General features: G+C 69.8%; 12 protein-coding genes and 1 tRNA gene. 10 read left to right on the top strand and 3 right to left on the bottom strand.

Features of this window, described 5'->3' with window-relative positions; genetic code table 11:
- Positions 1-581 precede the first annotated feature (581 nt).
- The 8 genes from dnaN (at position 582) to ABZ842_RS13405 (ending at position 10,617) form a co-directional block, all read left to right on the top strand.
- Positions 582-1,712 carry a DNA polymerase III subunit beta gene (gene dnaN, locus ABZ842_RS13370; RefSeq protein ID WP_361536325.1) on the top strand — a complete coding sequence of 377 codons (1,131 nt, stop codon included), beginning with the start codon at positions 582-584 and terminating at the stop codon, positions 1,710-1,712.
- A gap of 131 nt (positions 1,713-1,843) precedes the next feature.
- Complete coding sequence (gene gnd, locus ABZ842_RS13375) at positions 1,844-2,722, top strand: phosphogluconate dehydrogenase (NAD(+)-dependent, decarboxylating) (protein ID WP_361536327.1); 879 nt, start codon at positions 1,844-1,846, stop codon at positions 2,720-2,722.
- Between the two features lie 31 nt (positions 2,723-2,753).
- Entirely contained in the window at positions 2,754-3,989 is a 1,236-nt protein-coding gene (recF, locus tag ABZ842_RS13380) for a DNA replication/repair protein RecF (RefSeq protein WP_361536329.1), read from the top strand.
- On the top strand, positions 3,986-4,606 hold the full coding sequence (locus tag ABZ842_RS13385) for a DciA family protein (RefSeq protein WP_361536331.1): 621 nt from the start codon (positions 3,986-3,988) through the stop codon (positions 4,604-4,606). The genes recF and ABZ842_RS13385 overlap by 4 nt, the downstream gene beginning before the upstream one ends.
- A gap of 367 nt (positions 4,607-4,973) precedes the next feature.
- Complete coding sequence (gene gyrB / locus ABZ842_RS13390) at positions 4,974-7,034, top strand: DNA topoisomerase (ATP-hydrolyzing) subunit B (protein ID WP_361536333.1); 2,061 nt, start codon at positions 4,974-4,976, stop codon at positions 7,032-7,034.
- A 41-nt stretch (positions 7,035-7,075) separates the two neighbouring features.
- Positions 7,076-9,736: a DNA gyrase subunit A gene (gyrA, locus tag ABZ842_RS13395; RefSeq protein WP_361536335.1), complete on the top strand. Its 2,661-nt coding sequence runs from the start codon at positions 7,076-7,078 to the stop codon at positions 9,734-9,736.
- Positions 9,737-9,739: 3 nt separating this feature from the next.
- A complete protein-coding gene (locus tag ABZ842_RS13400) occupies positions 9,740-10,369 on the top strand; it encodes a DUF3566 domain-containing protein (RefSeq protein ID WP_361536337.1) in 630 nt (209 codons plus the stop codon).
- A gap of 174 nt (positions 10,370-10,543) precedes the next feature.
- Positions 10,544-10,617: transfer RNA gene (locus ABZ842_RS13405), tRNA-Ile, on the top strand.
- A 261-nt stretch (positions 10,618-10,878) separates the two neighbouring features.
- Here the strand turns inward: ABZ842_RS13405 and ABZ842_RS13410 are convergent.
- Positions 10,879-11,196 carry a DUF6415 family natural product biosynthesis protein gene (locus ABZ842_RS13410; protein WP_361536339.1) on the bottom strand — a complete coding sequence of 106 codons (318 nt, stop codon included), beginning with the start codon at positions 11,194-11,196 and terminating at the stop codon, positions 10,879-10,881.
- A gap of 167 nt (positions 11,197-11,363) precedes the next feature.
- On the opposite strand from ABZ842_RS13410, the gene ABZ842_RS13415 reads away from it, so the two are divergent.
- On the top strand, positions 11,364-12,638 hold the full coding sequence (locus ABZ842_RS13415) for a Twin-arginine translocation pathway signal (protein WP_361536341.1): 1,275 nt from the start codon (positions 11,364-11,366) through the stop codon (positions 12,636-12,638).
- A gap of 18 nt (positions 12,639-12,656) precedes the next feature.
- Here ABZ842_RS13415 and ABZ842_RS13420 read toward each other — a convergent pair whose 3' ends face one another.
- Positions 12,657-13,424 carry a fumarylacetoacetate hydrolase family protein gene (locus ABZ842_RS13420; protein ID WP_361536343.1) on the bottom strand — a complete coding sequence of 256 codons (768 nt, stop codon included), beginning with the start codon at positions 13,422-13,424 and terminating at the stop codon, positions 12,657-12,659.
- A 122-nt stretch (positions 13,425-13,546) separates the two neighbouring features.
- Positions 13,547-13,999 (bottom strand): DoxX family protein, encoded by a 453-nt coding sequence (locus ABZ842_RS13425; protein ID WP_361536345.1) that lies wholly within the window; start codon positions 13,997-13,999, stop codon positions 13,547-13,549.
- Between the two features lie 136 nt (positions 14,000-14,135).
- On the opposite strand from ABZ842_RS13425, the gene ABZ842_RS13430 reads away from it, so the two are divergent.
- Positions 14,136-15,362 carry an amidohydrolase family protein gene (locus tag ABZ842_RS13430; protein WP_361536347.1) on the top strand — a complete coding sequence of 409 codons (1,227 nt, stop codon included), beginning with the start codon at positions 14,136-14,138 and terminating at the stop codon, positions 15,360-15,362.
- Positions 15,363-15,529: the final 167 nt, after the last annotated feature.

A 15,529-nucleotide genomic window follows, 5' to 3' on the forward strand; every position in this document is an offset into this window, starting at 1 on the left:
ACCGCTATCCACAGACTGTGGACAGCCGCTCCGTCCACAGGGCGCCGCGAGCGTTGTCCACCGGCGACCCACAGGCTGGGGGCGGTTGCCCACAGCTTCTCCACACCGCTGTCCACTGTTCGGCAACGAAACACCCGCTCTCACCGGGTCGAGTGAAAGCCGTCACACCGGGGAGGCGGGTTGGGCTGTGGGGAACCTGGGTAAAGCTGGGGACAGGACTGGGGAGAACTCCCCTCGGGCTGTGCATCGACTGTGCAGAACTTTCCGGCGTCCACAGGGACCCCGGGTTATCCACTGGCGTCACCCACAGGACCGGTGGACAAAAAACCGTGCCTGAGCTGGGAAAACGAGGTTTTCCACGGTTTCCACAGGCCCTACTACTACTCCCACTTAGAGTTACCGGTGAATCCGTTTCGAAGCGGGGCCTGTGCACAACTCGACGCCGGAGCCCGATCCGCCCGCCGCCACGACTTGACCCCGAGCCGCACCTACTGTCGGTGCCGTACGTCAGACTGGTCCCCGGCGACACAGCCGACACGAAGTCCAGCAAGGCGAGACGGCGACAGCAGGAGGCGGTTCCGGTGAAGATCCGGGTTGAGCGCGATGTACTCGCGGAGGCGGTGGCCTGGGTGGCCAGGAGCCTCCCGGCCCGTCCCCCCGCGCCCGTGCTCGCGGGCCTCCTCCTGAAGGCGGAGGACGGCGCGCTCAGCTTCTCCAGCTTCGACTACGAGGTCTCGGCCCGGGTCTCCGTCGACGCGGAGGTCGAGGAGGACGGCACGGTCCTCGTCTCCGGCCGCCTGCTCGCCGACATCTGCCGCGCCCTCCCCAACCGCCCGGTGGAGATTTCCACAGACGGTGTACGGGCGACCGTGGTCTGCGGCTCCTCCCGCTTCACCCTCCACACCCTCCCCGTGGAGGAGTACCCGGCGCTGCCCCAGATGCCGACCGCCACCGGCACCGTGCCCGGCGAGGTCTTCGCCGCCGCCGCCTCCCAGGTCGCCATCGCCGCCGGCCGGGACGACACCCTGCCCGTCCTCACCGGCGTGCGGATCGAGATCGAGGGCGACACGGTCACCCTGGCCTCCACCGACCGCTACCGCTTCGCCGTCCGCGAGTTCCTGTGGAAGCCGGAGAACGCCGACGCGTCCGCCGTCGCCCTGGTGCCCGCGAAGACCCTGCTGGACACCGCCAAGGCTCTGACCAGCGGCGACACCGTCACGCTCGCCCTCTCCGGCTCGGGCGCCGGCGAAGGGCTGATCGGTTTCGAGGGCGCCGGCCGCAGGACCACGACCCGACTGCTCGAAGGCGACCTGCCGAAGTACCGGACGCTGTTCCCCACCGAGTTCAACTCGGTCGCGGTGATCGAGACCGCGCCCTTCGTCGAGGCCGTCAAGCGCGTCGCCCTCGTCGCCGAGCGGAACACCCCGGTCCGGCTCAGCTTCGAGCAGGGCGTGCTGATCCTGGAGGCCGGCTCCAGCGACGACGCACAGGCTGTGGAGCGTCTCGACGCCCAACTGGAGGGCGACGACATCTCGATCGCCTTCAACCCGACGTTCCTGCTCGACGGCCTGAGCGCGATCGACTCCCCGGTCGCCCAGCTCTCGTTCACGACCTCCACCAAGCCCGCGCTGCTCAGCGGCAAGCCGGCCGTGGACGCCGAAGCGGACGACGCGTACAAGTACCTGATCATGCCGGTGCGGCTCTCCGGCTGAGGCCGCCGCCCCGCTGCACCCGGCGCCCGTCGAGCCCCACCGGACCCTCCGTCGTAGGCTCGACCCAGGTCAGGTGACCCAGGTCAGGTACGGAAACGTCGGATTACGTGAACGAAGCGAAGGACACTGAGATGCAGCTCGGCCTCGTCGGCCTCGGGAAGATGGGCGGCAACATGCGCGAGCGCATTCGCCGCGCCGGCCACACCGTCGTCGGATACGACCGCAACCCGGACCTCGCCGACGTCCACAGCCTCCAGGAGCTTGTGGACAAGCTCCCCGGCCCCCGCGTGGTGTGGGTGATGGTCCCGGCCGGCGCCGCGACCCAGGCCACCATCGATGAACTCGCCGAGCTGCTGTCCCCCGGCGACGTCGTCGTCGACGGCGGCAACTCCCGCTGGACGGACGACCAGAAGCACGCCGTCGAGCTGGGCATCAAGGGCATCGGCTTCGTCGACTGCGGCGTCTCCGGCGGCGTCTGGGGCCTGGAGAACGGCTACGCGCTGATGTACGGCGGCGACGCGGAGAACGTCGCCCGCGTCCAGCCGATCTTCGACGCACTCAAGCCCGAGGGCGAGTACGGCTCGGTGCACGCGGGCAAGGTCGGCGCCGGCCACTTCGCCAAGATGGTCCACAACGGCATCGAGTACGCCATGATGCAGGCGTACGCCGAGGGCTGGGAGCTGCTGGAGAAGGCGGACGCCGTCACCGACGTCCGCGAGGTCTTCCGCTCCTGGCAGGAGGGCACCGTCATCCGCTCCTGGCTGCTGGACCTGGCGGTCAACGCGCTGGACGACGACGAGCACCTGGACAAGCTGCGGGGCTACGCGGAGGACAGCGGCGAGGGCCGGTGGACGGTCGAGGCCGCCATCGACCACGCCGTGCCGCTGCCGGCGATCACCGCGTCGCTCTTCGCGCGCTTCGCGTCCCGGCAGGACGACTCCCCGCAGATGAAGATGATCGCCGCGCTGCGCAACCAGTTCGGCGGCCACGCCGTGGAGAAGAAGAAGTAACGGCTTCGGCCGGGGAGGTCGGCTTCCAACCATGCACGTCACGCATCTGTCGTTGGCCGACTTCCGCTCGTACGCCCGGGTCGAGGTCGCCCTCGACCCGGGCGTCACCTCGTTCGTGGGGGCGAACGGACAGGGCAAGACCAATCTCGTCGAGGCGGTCGGCTATCTGGCGACCCTCGCCAGCCACCGCGTCTCCTCGGACGCCCCGCTGGTGCGGGTCGGCGCCGACCGGGCCGTGATCCGGGCCGCCGTCACCCAGGGCGAGCGCTCTCAACTGGTCGAGCTCGAACTGAACCCCGGCAAGGCGAACCGCGCCAGGATCAATCGGTCCTCGCAGGTCAGACCGCGTGACGTACTGGGGATCCTGCGTACGGTGCTCTTCGCGCCGGAGGACCTCACGCTGGTCAAGGGCGACCCCGGCGACCGCCGCCGCTTCATGGACGAGCTGGTCACGGCCCGCTCCCCGCGGATGGCCGGCGTGCGGTCCGACTACGAACGGGTGCTCAAGCAGCGCAACAGCCTGCTGAAGTCGGCGGCGCTGGCGCGCCGGCACGGCGTCGCCAAGGGCGGCTCCGGCGGCGGCGCGGACCTGTCCACCCTCGACGTGTGGGACCAGCACCTGGCGCGCACCGGCGCGGAGCTGCTGGCGCAGCGCCTGGAGCTGATCTCGGTGCTCCAGCCGTTGGCGGACAAGGCGTACGAGGCGCTGGCGCCCGGGGGCGGCCCGGTCGTCATGGAGTACCGTTCCTCCGCCCTGGAGGACCGTTCCGCCGGCGACGGCGCGACCGGTGACGCGGGCGGTGCGGCGGCGGGCGCGGACGGAACGGCGGGGGGTACGGCCGGGGGCGCGCAAGTGCTTCCCCAACCCCGGGAAGAGCTGTACGCACAGCTCATGAACGCGCTCGCGGCGGCCCGCAAACAGGAGGTCGAGCGGGGCGTGACGCTGGTGGGCCCGCACCGGGACGAGCTGGTGCTGAAGCTGGGCCGGCTGCCGGCGAAGGGGTACGCGAGCCACGGCGAGTCCTGGTCGTACGCGCTGGCCCTCCGGCTCGCCTCGTACGACCTGCTGCGGGCCGAGGGCAACGAGCCCGTGCTCGTCCTGGACGACGTCTTCGCCGAGTTGGACGTACGCCGTCGGGAGCGGCTGGCGGAGCTGGTCGCGCCGGGCGAGCAGGTGTTGGTGACGGCGGCGGTCGACGACGACGTGCCGGCGGTGCTGGCCGGGGCGCGGTACCGGGTGGCCGGGGGCGAGGTGACGCGGCTGTGAACGGAGCGATGCCCTTCCCCGGAGGCGGAGGCGGAAGCGGGCCGGAGTTGCCGGGCGGTCCCGCCCCGGCAGCGCCACCTGCCGTCCCCACGACTCCCACTACTCCCGCGGCCCCCGCGACCTCCGGCGTCGACCTGGCGCGGGTCGCCCTGCGCGCGGCCAAGGAGCAGGCGCGGGCCCGCGGCGCCGCCGCGCAGGAGCGCAAGCAGGCCCGCCGCGGCGGCGGCCTCCGCTCCGGCGCCCGCGCGGACGGCCGCGATCCGCTTCCGCTGGGCGCGGCGATCAACCGGCTGATCACCGAGCGCGGTTGGGAGACGCCCGCCGCGGTGGGCGGCGTGATGGGCCGCTGGCCGCAGATCGTCGGCGAGGGCCTGGCCAACCACTGCGTGCCCCAGCGGTACGACGAGGACGAGCGCGTCCTGACCGTCCAGTGCGACTCGACCGCCTGGGCCACCCAGCTGCGGCTGCTCGCGCCCCGGCTCGTCGCCCGGCTCAACGAGGACCTGGGCCAGGGCACCGTACGGCTGATCAAGGTCATGGGGCCGGGGGCGCCCCGGCGGGGGTACGGCCCGCTGCGGGCCCCGGGCAGCACGGGCGCCGGCGACACCTACGGGTGAGCTGCCCCGTACGCGTACAACCCTCCCTCCCCACGCCCCACTCGCCCCTTTTGTGCGGCATTCCGTGTACGGTCCCTTCACTTCCCGGGCACCCTGAGTGAGCGTCGCCGGGGGTGCTCGGGCGGGTGTTCCCACACCGTGAGCACCGCTTGACAGCTCGAAGCCCACAATGCCCGTGTGAGCCTCTTGGAGCCCCTCCCCTGATATGGGGAGTCGGACCGGCGGGTCCGAGGGCGGCACATGCGGACTCAAGCGCCGGCAAACCCCCATTCATGTCAGCGGTACCGGTAGACTGGTGGACAATCCCGCCACCTTGCGGAACATGTCGAAACGACGCAGCCGTACCCGTCTGCACGGAGAACGGCTTGTGCTGTGCCAGAAAGGGCGCTTCGTGGCCGATTCCGGCAACCCCAACGAGATCAACCCGTCCACCCCCGCCGGCAGCGGCGAGGCCACCGCCTCGTACGACGCCAGCGCCATCACCGTCCTTGAGGGGCTGGACGCGGTCCGCAAGCGGCCCGGCATGTACATCGGCTCGACCGGTGAGCGTGGGCTTCATCACCTGGTGTACGAGGTCGTCGACAACTCGGTCGACGAGGCGCTCGCCGGACACGCGGACACCATCGACGTCACGATCCTCGCCGACGGCGGCGTCCGGGTCGTCGACAACGGCCGCGGCATCCCCGTGGGCATCGTTCCGTCCGAGAACAAGCCCGCCCTGGAGGTCGTGCTCACCGTGCTGCACGCCGGCGGCAAGTTCGGCGGCGGCGGCTACGCCGTCTCGGGCGGTCTGCACGGCGTCGGCGTCTCCGTGGTGAACGCGCTCTCGACCAAGGTCGCCGTGGAGGTCAAGACGGACGGCCACCGCTGGACGCAGGACTACAAGCTCGGCGTTCCCACCGCCCCGCTGGCGCAGCACGAGGCGACGGAGGAGACCGGCACCTCGGTCACGTTCTGGGCGGACGGCGACGTCTTCGAGACCACCGAGTACTCCTTCGAGACGCTGTCGCGGCGCTTCCAGGAGATGGCCTTCCTGAACAAGGGCCTCACCCTGAAGCTCACCGACGAGCGCGAGTCCGCGAGGGCCACCGCCGGCGCCGACACCGCCGAGGAGGCGGAGTCGGACCAGGCGCGCACGGTCACGTACCACTACGAGGGCGGCATCGTCGACTTCGTGAAGTACCTGAACTCGCGCAAGGGCGAGCTGGTGCACCCCACCGTGATCGACGTGGAGTCCGAGGACAAGGAGCGGATGCTCTCGGTCGAGATCGCGATGCAGTGGAACTCGCAGTACAGCGAGGGCGTCTACTCGTTCGCGAACACGATCCACACCCACGAGGGCGGTACGCACGAAGAGGGCTTCCGCGCCGCGCTGACGGGCCTGGTCAACCGTTACGCCCGGGACAAGAAGCTGTTGCGCGAGAAGGACGACAACCTCTCCGGCGAGGACATCCGCGAGGGTCTGACGGCGATCATCTCGATCAAGCTGGGCGAGCCCCAGTTCGAGGGCCAGACCAAGACCAAGCTGGGCAACACCGAGGCGAAGACCTTCGTCCAGAAGGTCGCCCACGAGCACCTGACCGACTGGTTCGACCGCAATCCGAACGAGGCCGCGGACATCGTCCGCAAGGCGATCCAGGCGCAGACGGCCCGCGTCGCCGCCCGAAAGGCCCGCGACCTGACCCGCCGCAAGGGCCTGCTGGAGTCGGCGTCCCTGCCCGGCAAGCTCAGCGACTGCCAGTCGAACGACCCGACGAAGTGCGAGATCTTCATCGTCGAGGGCGACTCCGCCGGCGGCTCCGCGAAGTCCGGCCGCAACCCGATGTACCAGGCGATCCTGCCCATCCGCGGCAAGATCCTGAACGTCGAGAAGGCCCGGATCGACAAGATCCTGCAGAACACCGAGGTCCAGGCGCTGATCTCGGCCTTCGGCACCGGGGTCCACGAGGACTTCGACATCGAGAAGCTCCGCTATCACAAGATCATCTTGATGGCGGACGCCGACGTCGACGGCCAGCACATCAACACCCTGCTCCTCACCTTCCTCTTCCGCTTCATGCGACCGCTGGTCGAGGCGGGCCACGTCTTCCTCTCCCGCCCCCCGCTCTACAAGATCAAGTGGGGTCGGGACGACTTCGAGTACGCGTACTCGGACCGCGAGCGCGACGCCCTGGTCGAGCTGGGCAAGCAGCAGGGCAAGCGGATCCGCGAGGACTCGATCCAGCGCTTCAAGGGTCTGGGCGAGATGAACGCCGAGGAGCTGCGCGTCACCACGATGGACGTCGAGCACCGCGTCCTCGGCCAGGTCACCCTGGACGACGCCGCCCAGGCCGACGACCTCTTCTCGGTGTTGATGGGTGAGGACGTCGAGGCCCGGCGCTCCTTCATCCAGCGCAACGCCAAGGACGTCCGCTTCCTCGACATCTGAGTCGGCCCCCGCTGACCGTACGAAAGGACCCGAGACCAGCAATGGCCGACGAGAACACCCCTGCCACCACCGCCGAGGACGAGCAGCAGCCGACGATGCGGATCGAGCCCGTCGGGCTCGAAACCGAGATGCAGCGCTCGTACCTCGACTACGCGATGTCCGTCATCGTCTCGCGTGCGCTGCCGGACGTGCGGGACGGCCTCAAGCCCGTCCACCGGCGCGTGCTCTACGCGATGTACGACGGCGGCTACCGGCCCGAGAAGGGCTTCTACAAGTGCGCCCGCGTCGTCGGCGACGTCATGGGCACGTACCACCCGCACGGCGACTCCTCGATCTACGACGCCCTGGTGCGGCTCGCCCAGCCGTGGTCGATGCGGATGCCGCTGGTCGACTCCAACGGCAACTTCGGTTCACCGGGCAACGACCCGGCCGCCGCCATGCGGTACACCGAGTGCAAGATGATGCCGCTGTCCATGGAGATGCTCCGGGACATCGACGAGGAGACCGTCGACTTCCAGGACAACTACGACGGCCGCAACCAGGAGCCGACGGTCCTGCCGGCGCGCTTCCCGAACCTGCTGGTGAACGGCTCCGCGGGCATCGCGGTCGGCATGGCGACCAACATCCCGCCGCACAACCTGCGCGAGGTGGCCGCCGGTGCGCAGTGGGCGCTGGAGCACCCGGAGGCGTCCCACGAGGAGCTGCTGGAAGCGCTGATCGAGCGCATCAAGGGCCCCGACTTCCCCACCGGCGCGCTGGTCGTCGGCCGCAGGGGCATCGAGGAGGCGTACCGCACCGGCCGCGGCTCGATCACGATGCGCGCGGTCGTCGAGGTCGAGGAGATCCAGAACCGGCAGTGCCTGGTGGTCACGGAGCTGCCGTACCAGGTCAACCCGGACAACCTGGCGCAGAAGATCGCCGACCTGGTCAAGGACGGCCGGATCGGCGGCATCGCCGACGTGCGCGACGAGACCTCGTCCCGCACCGGCCAGCGCCTGGTCATCGTCCTCAAGCGGGACGCGGTCGCCAAGGTCGTCCTCAACAACCTCTACAAGCACACCGACCTCCAGACGAACTTCGGCGCCAACATGCTGGCGCTGGTCGACGGCGTGCCGCGGACGCTCTCGCTGGACGCCTTCATCCGCCACTGGGTGACGCACCAGATCGAGGTCATCGTCCGGCGCACCCGCTTCCGGCTGCGCAAGGCGGAGGAGCGGGCGCACATCCTGCGCGGTCTGCTCAAGGCGCTGGACGCCATCGACGAGGTCATCGCGCTGATCCGGCGCAGCGACACCGTCGAGATCGCGCGCGGCGGCCTGATGGACCTGCTGTCGATCGACGAGATCCAGGCGAACGCCATCCTGGAGATGCAGCTGCGCCGGCTGGCCGCGCTGGAGCGGCAGAAGATCCTCCAGGAGCACGACGAGCTCCAGGCGAAGATCAACGAGTACAACGCGATCCTGGCCTCCCCGGAGAAGCAGCGCACGATCGTCAGCGAGGAGCTGGCGGTGCTGGTGGAGAAGTACGGCGACGACCGGCGCTCGCAGCTGGTGCCCTTCGACGGCGACATGTCCATCGAGGACCTGATCGCCGAGGAGGACATCGTCGTCACGATCAGCCGCGGCGGCTACGTGAAGCGCACGAAGACGGACGACTACCGCTCGCAGAAGCGCGGCGGCAAGGGCGTGCGGGGCACCAAGCTCAAGGAAGACGACATCGTCGACCACTTCTTCGTCTCCACCACCCACCACTGGCTGCTCTTCTTCACCAACAAGGGCCGGGTGTACCGGGCCAAGGCGTACGAGCTCCCCGACGCCGGCCGGGACGCCCGCGGGCAGCACGTGGCGAACCTGCTGGCCTTCCAGCCGGACGAGCAGATCGCCGAGATCCTGGCGATCCGCGACTACGGCGCCGCGCCGTACCTGGTGCTCGCCACCAAGGGCGGCCTGGTGAAGAAGACGCCGCTGAAGGACTACGACTCGCCGCGCTCGGGCGGTGTGATCGCGATCAACCTCCGGGAGACCGAGGACGGTCGCGACGACGAGCTGATCGGCGCCGAGCTGCTGTCGGCCGAGGACGACCTGCTGCTCATCAGCAAGAAGGCCCAGTCGATCCGGTTCACCGCGACGGACGAGGCGCTGCGTCCGATGGGACGAGCGACTTCGGGCGTCAAGGGGATGAGTTTCCGCGAAGGAGACGAACTCCTCTCGATGAATGTCGTCCGGCCCGGTACGTTCGTGTTCACCGCCACCGACGGCGGGTACGCGAAGCGGACCGCCGTCGACGAGTACCGCGTCCAGGGCCGCGGCGGCCTCGGCATCAAGGCCGCCAAGATCGTGGAGGACCGCGGGTCGCTCGTGGGCGCCCTGGTGGTCGAGGAGTCCGACGAGATTCTGGCCATCACCCTCGGCGGCGGTGTGATTCGCACGCGAGTCAATGAAGTCAGGGAGACCGGTCGTGACACCATGGGTGTTCAACTGATCAACCTGGGCAAGCGCGATGCCGTGGTGGGCATCGCCAGAAATGCCGAGGCCGGTCGCGAGGCCGAGGAAGTCGACGGAACCGATGTCGGCGTCGAGGGAACCGCGGCGGCCCCGCAGACCTCTGAAGAGGTCAGGGGGATCAGTGGCGAGGCCGGCGACGGTCCGGCCGAGGCGGCAGCCGAGGGCACCACGCCCCCGGCCGGTGAGCACGAGGAGTAGAGCGTGAGTGGAGCCACGGGAGCCGGTCCGGCCGCAGCTGCCGGAGCTACTGGAGCAAACGGTCCCCGTGGCTCTGCCACGGACTCCCAGGGAGTTGCGGTGACAGACACTCGTGACGGCCAGTCCCCCGTCTTCAGCGGCGAACGCCCCAAGCCGCGCCCGTCGGGCCCGTACCGTCCGCCCCAGGCGTACCAGACGCCCCAGGAAGAGGACCCGGACGGCGCGGTCCGCATGCCGCGCACCGGGGCGCGCACCACCCCGCGCACGCGCAAGGCGCGCCTGCGGGTGGCGAAGGCCGACCCGTGGTCGGTGATGAAGGTCAGCTTCCTGCTCTCCATCGCGCTGGGCATCTGCACGGTCGTCGCCTCGGCGGCGCTGTGGATGGTCATGGACGCGATGGGCGTCTTCTCGACGGTCGGCGGCACGATCAGCGAGGCGACGGGCTCGAACGAGAACAACGGCTTCGACCTCCAGGCGTTCCTGTCGCTGCCCCGCGTCCTCATCTTCACCTCGGTCATCGCGGTGATCGACGTCGTCCTGGTGACGGCGCTGGCGACGCTGGGCGCGTTCATCTACAACCTGTCGGCGGGCTTCGTGGGCGGCGTGGAGCTGACCCTCGCGGAAGACGAGTAGCAAGCCCGAACCCGCTGGTCGCAGCGGTTCGCGGGGCGGTTCCGGTCCTCATCCGAAGCCGCCCCGTGCTGCTCCCCGACCCGCTCCGGCCCGCCCGGGGCGGACCCCTCGGGAACGGATTTGGGACCAGCGCCGGACGTGCGCTAATCTTCAGAGGTCAGCGCGCAGCGCGGCGGGGCTATAGCTCAGTTGGTTAGAGCGCATCCCTGATAAGGATGAGGCCACAGGTTCAAATCCTGTTAGCCCCACATTTACGAAGACCCTCAACCCGATCGTGGTTGGGGGTCTTCGATTTTTACGGCTGACGTCAGCCGACGAGCGGGTCTTCCAGAAGTCCGATCCACTTCCACTCGGGGTGAGGCCGGTGCTGCCTGCCGGCGCTGTTCCGTTGAGCGCGTAGCCGGGGCGGTTCGCGTCCTGGCGAGGGGCCCTAGGTCGTGTCTGACAAATAGTGTCGTCCGCCCCTGAGGGCGGGGGCCGCGGCCCAGACGGGATTTGTCAGACACGGCCTAGGCGTCGGTGCGGCGGGATTCTGCGAGGGCGTAGCGGGCGAGGGTCTTCGTGTGTTCGGCGAGTTGCATCAGGTACTCGCCGGGCGGGGTGTCGCCGGGGCCGTTCGCCGCGGTCGTGCGGGCGCGGTGGACGTCGCGGAGGAGGGCGAGGTGGTGGCTGCCGTCGGCCACGCTTCGGGCGTACGCCTCGGCCGGGTCGGCGAGGGCGGCGATGTGGGCCCGCAGGCGGTCGCGCAGGGCCGTTTCCTTCTCCGGCAGGGCCTGGGCCACCGTCCAGGCCAACTGCACGTCGCGTACGACGTCAACCAGACTCACACCCACTCGCCCCTCGGCCATGGCATCCATGGAACCGGCGTCGCAGTGCGCGGACCAGGACACTGCGGGGCCATCGACCGGCCATCGACCGGCCACCGCCAACTCGACGCACACCTACGGCCAAAGCAGGCATGGAGCGGGCGTCGGCGGAGGCGTACCTTGGACACGTGGCGAGCCCAGACACCAACAGGAAGTTACGGACGGCCCGGATCGACCAAGGGTGGCACTCCCAGGAGCAGGCGGCCGAAGCCCTGAGCACCATCGGCCAGAACATCCTGGAGGACCCGCACTTCTGCATCAGCGTGCGGACGTACCGCAGATGGGAGTCCGCGAACCCGGGCTGGCCGCGTCCCGACACCGCCACCGTCCTCAGCGCGGCGTTCGGGTGCAGCCCCGCTGACTTGGGATTCACGCCGTCGGCCGGCCGGCCCTGCGGTCCGGACGCTAGGGAGGACCCTTTGAAGCGCCGCAACTTCCTCGCAGCCGGGTCGGCGGGCGCGCTGGCCGCGATCAACGCCGCGCCCGCCGGAGCCGTACCGCACCGCCGCGTCGAACCCCAACTCGTCGGCTACTTCACCCAACAGCTCACCGGGCACGCCGCGGCCGACATGTTCCTCGATCCACGCGACCTCATAGGGACCGTCGTCGAGCAGCACCGACTGATCGCCAGCCTCGCCCGCGCGGCCGACGGCCCGGTGCGCGACGACCTGATCCGGGTCGGCGCCGCCTACGCCGTACTCGCCGGCTGGCTCCACCAGGACGCCGGCGACTGGACCGCGGCGCGCTCCTGGCACACCGCCGCGCTGGCGGACGCGCAGACCATCGACGACCCGGACCTGCACGCGTACACCCTGGCGAACCTCTCCTACCTGCATACGGAGTTGGGGGACGGGCGGGCGGCCGTCGCGCTCTGCACCCGCGGCCTGTCCCTTCCCGGGATCCCTCCGATCGCCCGGATGCAGCTGATGTACCAGCAGGCGCACGGACACTCGCTCCTCGGCGAGCGGGGCGCCGTCGACCGCCTCCTCGACGCCGCCGAGACCACCGCCCGGACCCGGCCCGAGCAGCCCCCCGCCCCGTGGAACCGCACCGCGGCGATCGCGAATTCGCTGTTCTTCGACATCCAGCGCGCGACTTGCTACGGGCGGCTCGGCCTGCACGCACAGGCGCAGCCGCTGTGGGAGCGCGTGACGTCCGCCGTGCCCGACAGCGCCCGGCGGCGGGCCGGCATCTATCTCGTACGACAGGCCAGTGCCCACGTAGCCCTCGGGGACCCCGAGCAGGCCCTGGTGCTGGCCGCGGAGTCCGCGCAGATCGCCGCCGAGTCCGGCTCAGCGCGTCACCTCGGCGAACTTGCCGTGTTGCGCGACCACATGAGCCCGTGGCAGAAGGGCCCGCTGGCGGCCCAGCTTGAGCACGCCTTCCAGCCCGTCTCGGAGTGACGGGCCAACGCCGAGACCTCAGTGGGATTGACCGGCGGGGATGCTGTTGCCCAACGTCCCTATGTGTTCGACGAAGACCGTGAACCAGTCGCCCGGCTTGAGCTCGCCGGATCCCTCGGGGGTGCCGGTCAGGACGACGTCGCCCGGTTCGAGGGCGACCGTCGCGGTGACGTGGGCGAGGAGGGGCGCGACCGGGGTGAGCAGCCGGCTGGTGTTCGACTGCTGGCGGCGTACTCCGTTGACCATGCTGCCGATGTTGAGGGACGTCGGGTCGACGCCCGTCACGATCCACGGGCCGAGGGCCAGTGATCCGTGGGCGAGGGCGTTCGCGCAGGTGTAGCCGAAGACGTGGGAGCCGCGGCCGATGACGACGGCGAGTTCGGCCGCGTAGCGCGCGGGCGGGGGGACGGGCGTGTGCGGGGCGACGACCGTGGGCGGCGGGTCGGAGAGGAGGGAGAAGCGGGGGGCTTGCGGGGCGCCGCTCGCTTCGCTGGTCGCTTCGCTGGTCGCTTCGCTGGTCGCTTCGCTGGTCGCGGTGTTGGTCGTGTCGCCGTTCGGGTAGTCGCTCGCGTAGTTGTCCGTCACCGTCACGACCCGCCCCGGCGCCAGCGGCGCCAGGAAGCGGAACTCCTCCATCTCCAGCAGCTCACCCGTCGGGGACGCGTCCGTGCGGACCGGGTCGCCGTCGAGGACTTCGACCGGGGTGACGTCGTTCACGGTGGGGGCCACCCGGCCGTACCGCGTCCGGCCCTTGTGCTCGAAGCGCACGTACCGCTGGCGTTCCATCAACTCAGCTCCGTCGGACGTCCGTCGTTGTCGGGACGGCAGTCCATCAGGGCGGCGGGGTGTTCAGCAAGGAGATCCCGAGAACCGTGGAGCACGTTGCTCGGGACGGATGAGGAGACGATTCAGGAGGAGAAGAGGCCGAGCGCCGCGTCGAGGGACCACGACTGCCAGGCCATGCCGAAGAGCGCCACGACCGCGATCAGCGCCATCATGAGGTTCTGACCCTGTTCCGCCCAGTCGTGGATCATCAGGACCAGGTAGATCAGGCTGAGGAGCAGCCCGCAGGCGAGGGCGATCGGGGTGAGGAAGCCGAGGACGAGGCCGAGGCCGAGGGCCAGTTCCGCGTAGGCGACGACGTACGCCATCGTGCGCGGGCGGGGGCGGACCACGGTGTCGAAGCCGGTGCGGACGACCGGCCAGCGGTGCTTCTCCGCGATGCCGCCCGCCCAGGCGATCCCGCCGCCCTTGAACCACTCCTTCTTGTCCTTGTGGCGCCAGCTCTCCAGCCACCACAGGCCGAGTCCGATGCGGAGCACTGCGAGCCATTCGGCTCCGCCGAGCCAGATCGTGTCCATCCCGTCCCCTTTTCCAGTGGATCTGATGGGTCGTCAGTTCAGCGGATCCGGGGCGGGTTCGCAAGGGGGCGGCGGGGTGCTTGCCCTCGTATCTGACGGGTCGTAGCCTGAATTTGATGGATCGTCAGATGGGAGTGTGATCGGCGTGGTCGACAAGGCGAACGGCGGCAAGGACCTGCCCAGGGTCATCAGCGTGGACGATCACGTGATCGAGCCGGCGCACCTCTTCGACACCTGGCTGCCCGCCAAGTACCGGGAGCGCGGGCCGCAGCCCTTCACCGCAGGCATCGGGGAGTTGGAGTACGTGGGCGGGAAGTACCGCTTCACCACGGACCCCGACGGGCAGCTGACCGACTGGTGGCGGTACGAGGGCGAGGTCTTCCCGTACAAGCGCATCATCGCCGCCGTGGGGTTCTCCCGGGACGAGATGACCCTGGACGGGATCACGCGCGAGCAGATGCGGCGCGGCTGCTGGGACCCGAAGGCGCGGCTGGCCGACATGGACCTGAACCACGTCGAGGCGTCGCTGTGCTTCCCCACCTTCCCCCGCTTCTGCGGGCAGACCTTCGCCGAGGCGGAGGACAAGGAGGTCGCACTCGCGTGCGTGCGCGCGTACAACGACTGGATGGTGGAGGAGTGGTGCGGCGACAGCGGCGGGCGGCTGATCCCGCTCTGTCTGATTCCGCTGTGGGACGTGGAACTCGCCGTCGCCGAGATCCGGCGGAACGCGGCCCGCGGGGTGCGCGCGGTGACGTTCTCCGAGATACCGACGTATCTGGGGCTGCCGTCGATCCACTCCGGGTACTGGGACCCCTTCTTCGCGGCCTGCGAGGAGACCGGGACCGTGGTGAACATGCACATCGGGTCGTCCTCGCAGATGCCCGCGGCCTCCCCCGACGCACCGCCCGCCGTCCAGGCGTCGCTCAGCTTCAACAACGCCATGGCCTCGATGATGGACTTCCTCTTCAGCGGTGTGCTGGTGAAGTTCCCGCGGCTGAAGCTGGCGTACAGCGAGGGGCAGATGGGGTGGATCCCGTACGCGCTGGAACGGGCGGACGACGTGTGGGAGGAGCACCGGGCCTGGGGCGGGGTGCGGGACCTGATCCCCGAGCCGCCGTCCACGTACTACTACCGGCAGGTCTTCTGCTGCTTCTTCCGGGACAAGCACGGGATCGAGGCGATCGAGACCGTGGGGGTGGACAACGCGACCTTCGAGACGGACTACCCGCACGTGGACTCGACCTGGCCGCACACCAAGGAGGTGGCGGCCGACCACGTCGGCGGGCTGTCGGACGAGGTGGCGTACAAGCTGCTGCGGGGGAACGCGATCCGGATGCTCGACCTGCCGTTTGACCGGGGGTGAGGGGGCGGGAGCGCGGGGGGTGCGTGAGCGCTGCTCTTGTGGTGGGGCGGTGCTCGCGTGGTGGAGCAGTGCTCTCGTATCGGGTCGGTGCTCTCGTGACAGGGCGGTGCTCTCCTGCCGAAGTGGTGCTCACACGACAGAGCAGTGCTCTCGCGGCGGAGCACCGC

It is taken from the genome of Streptomyces sp. NPDC047315 (genome assembly GCF_040643215.1).
In the GTDB taxonomy this organism is placed as follows: Bacteria; Actinomycetota; Actinomycetes; order Streptomycetales; family Streptomycetaceae; genus Streptomyces.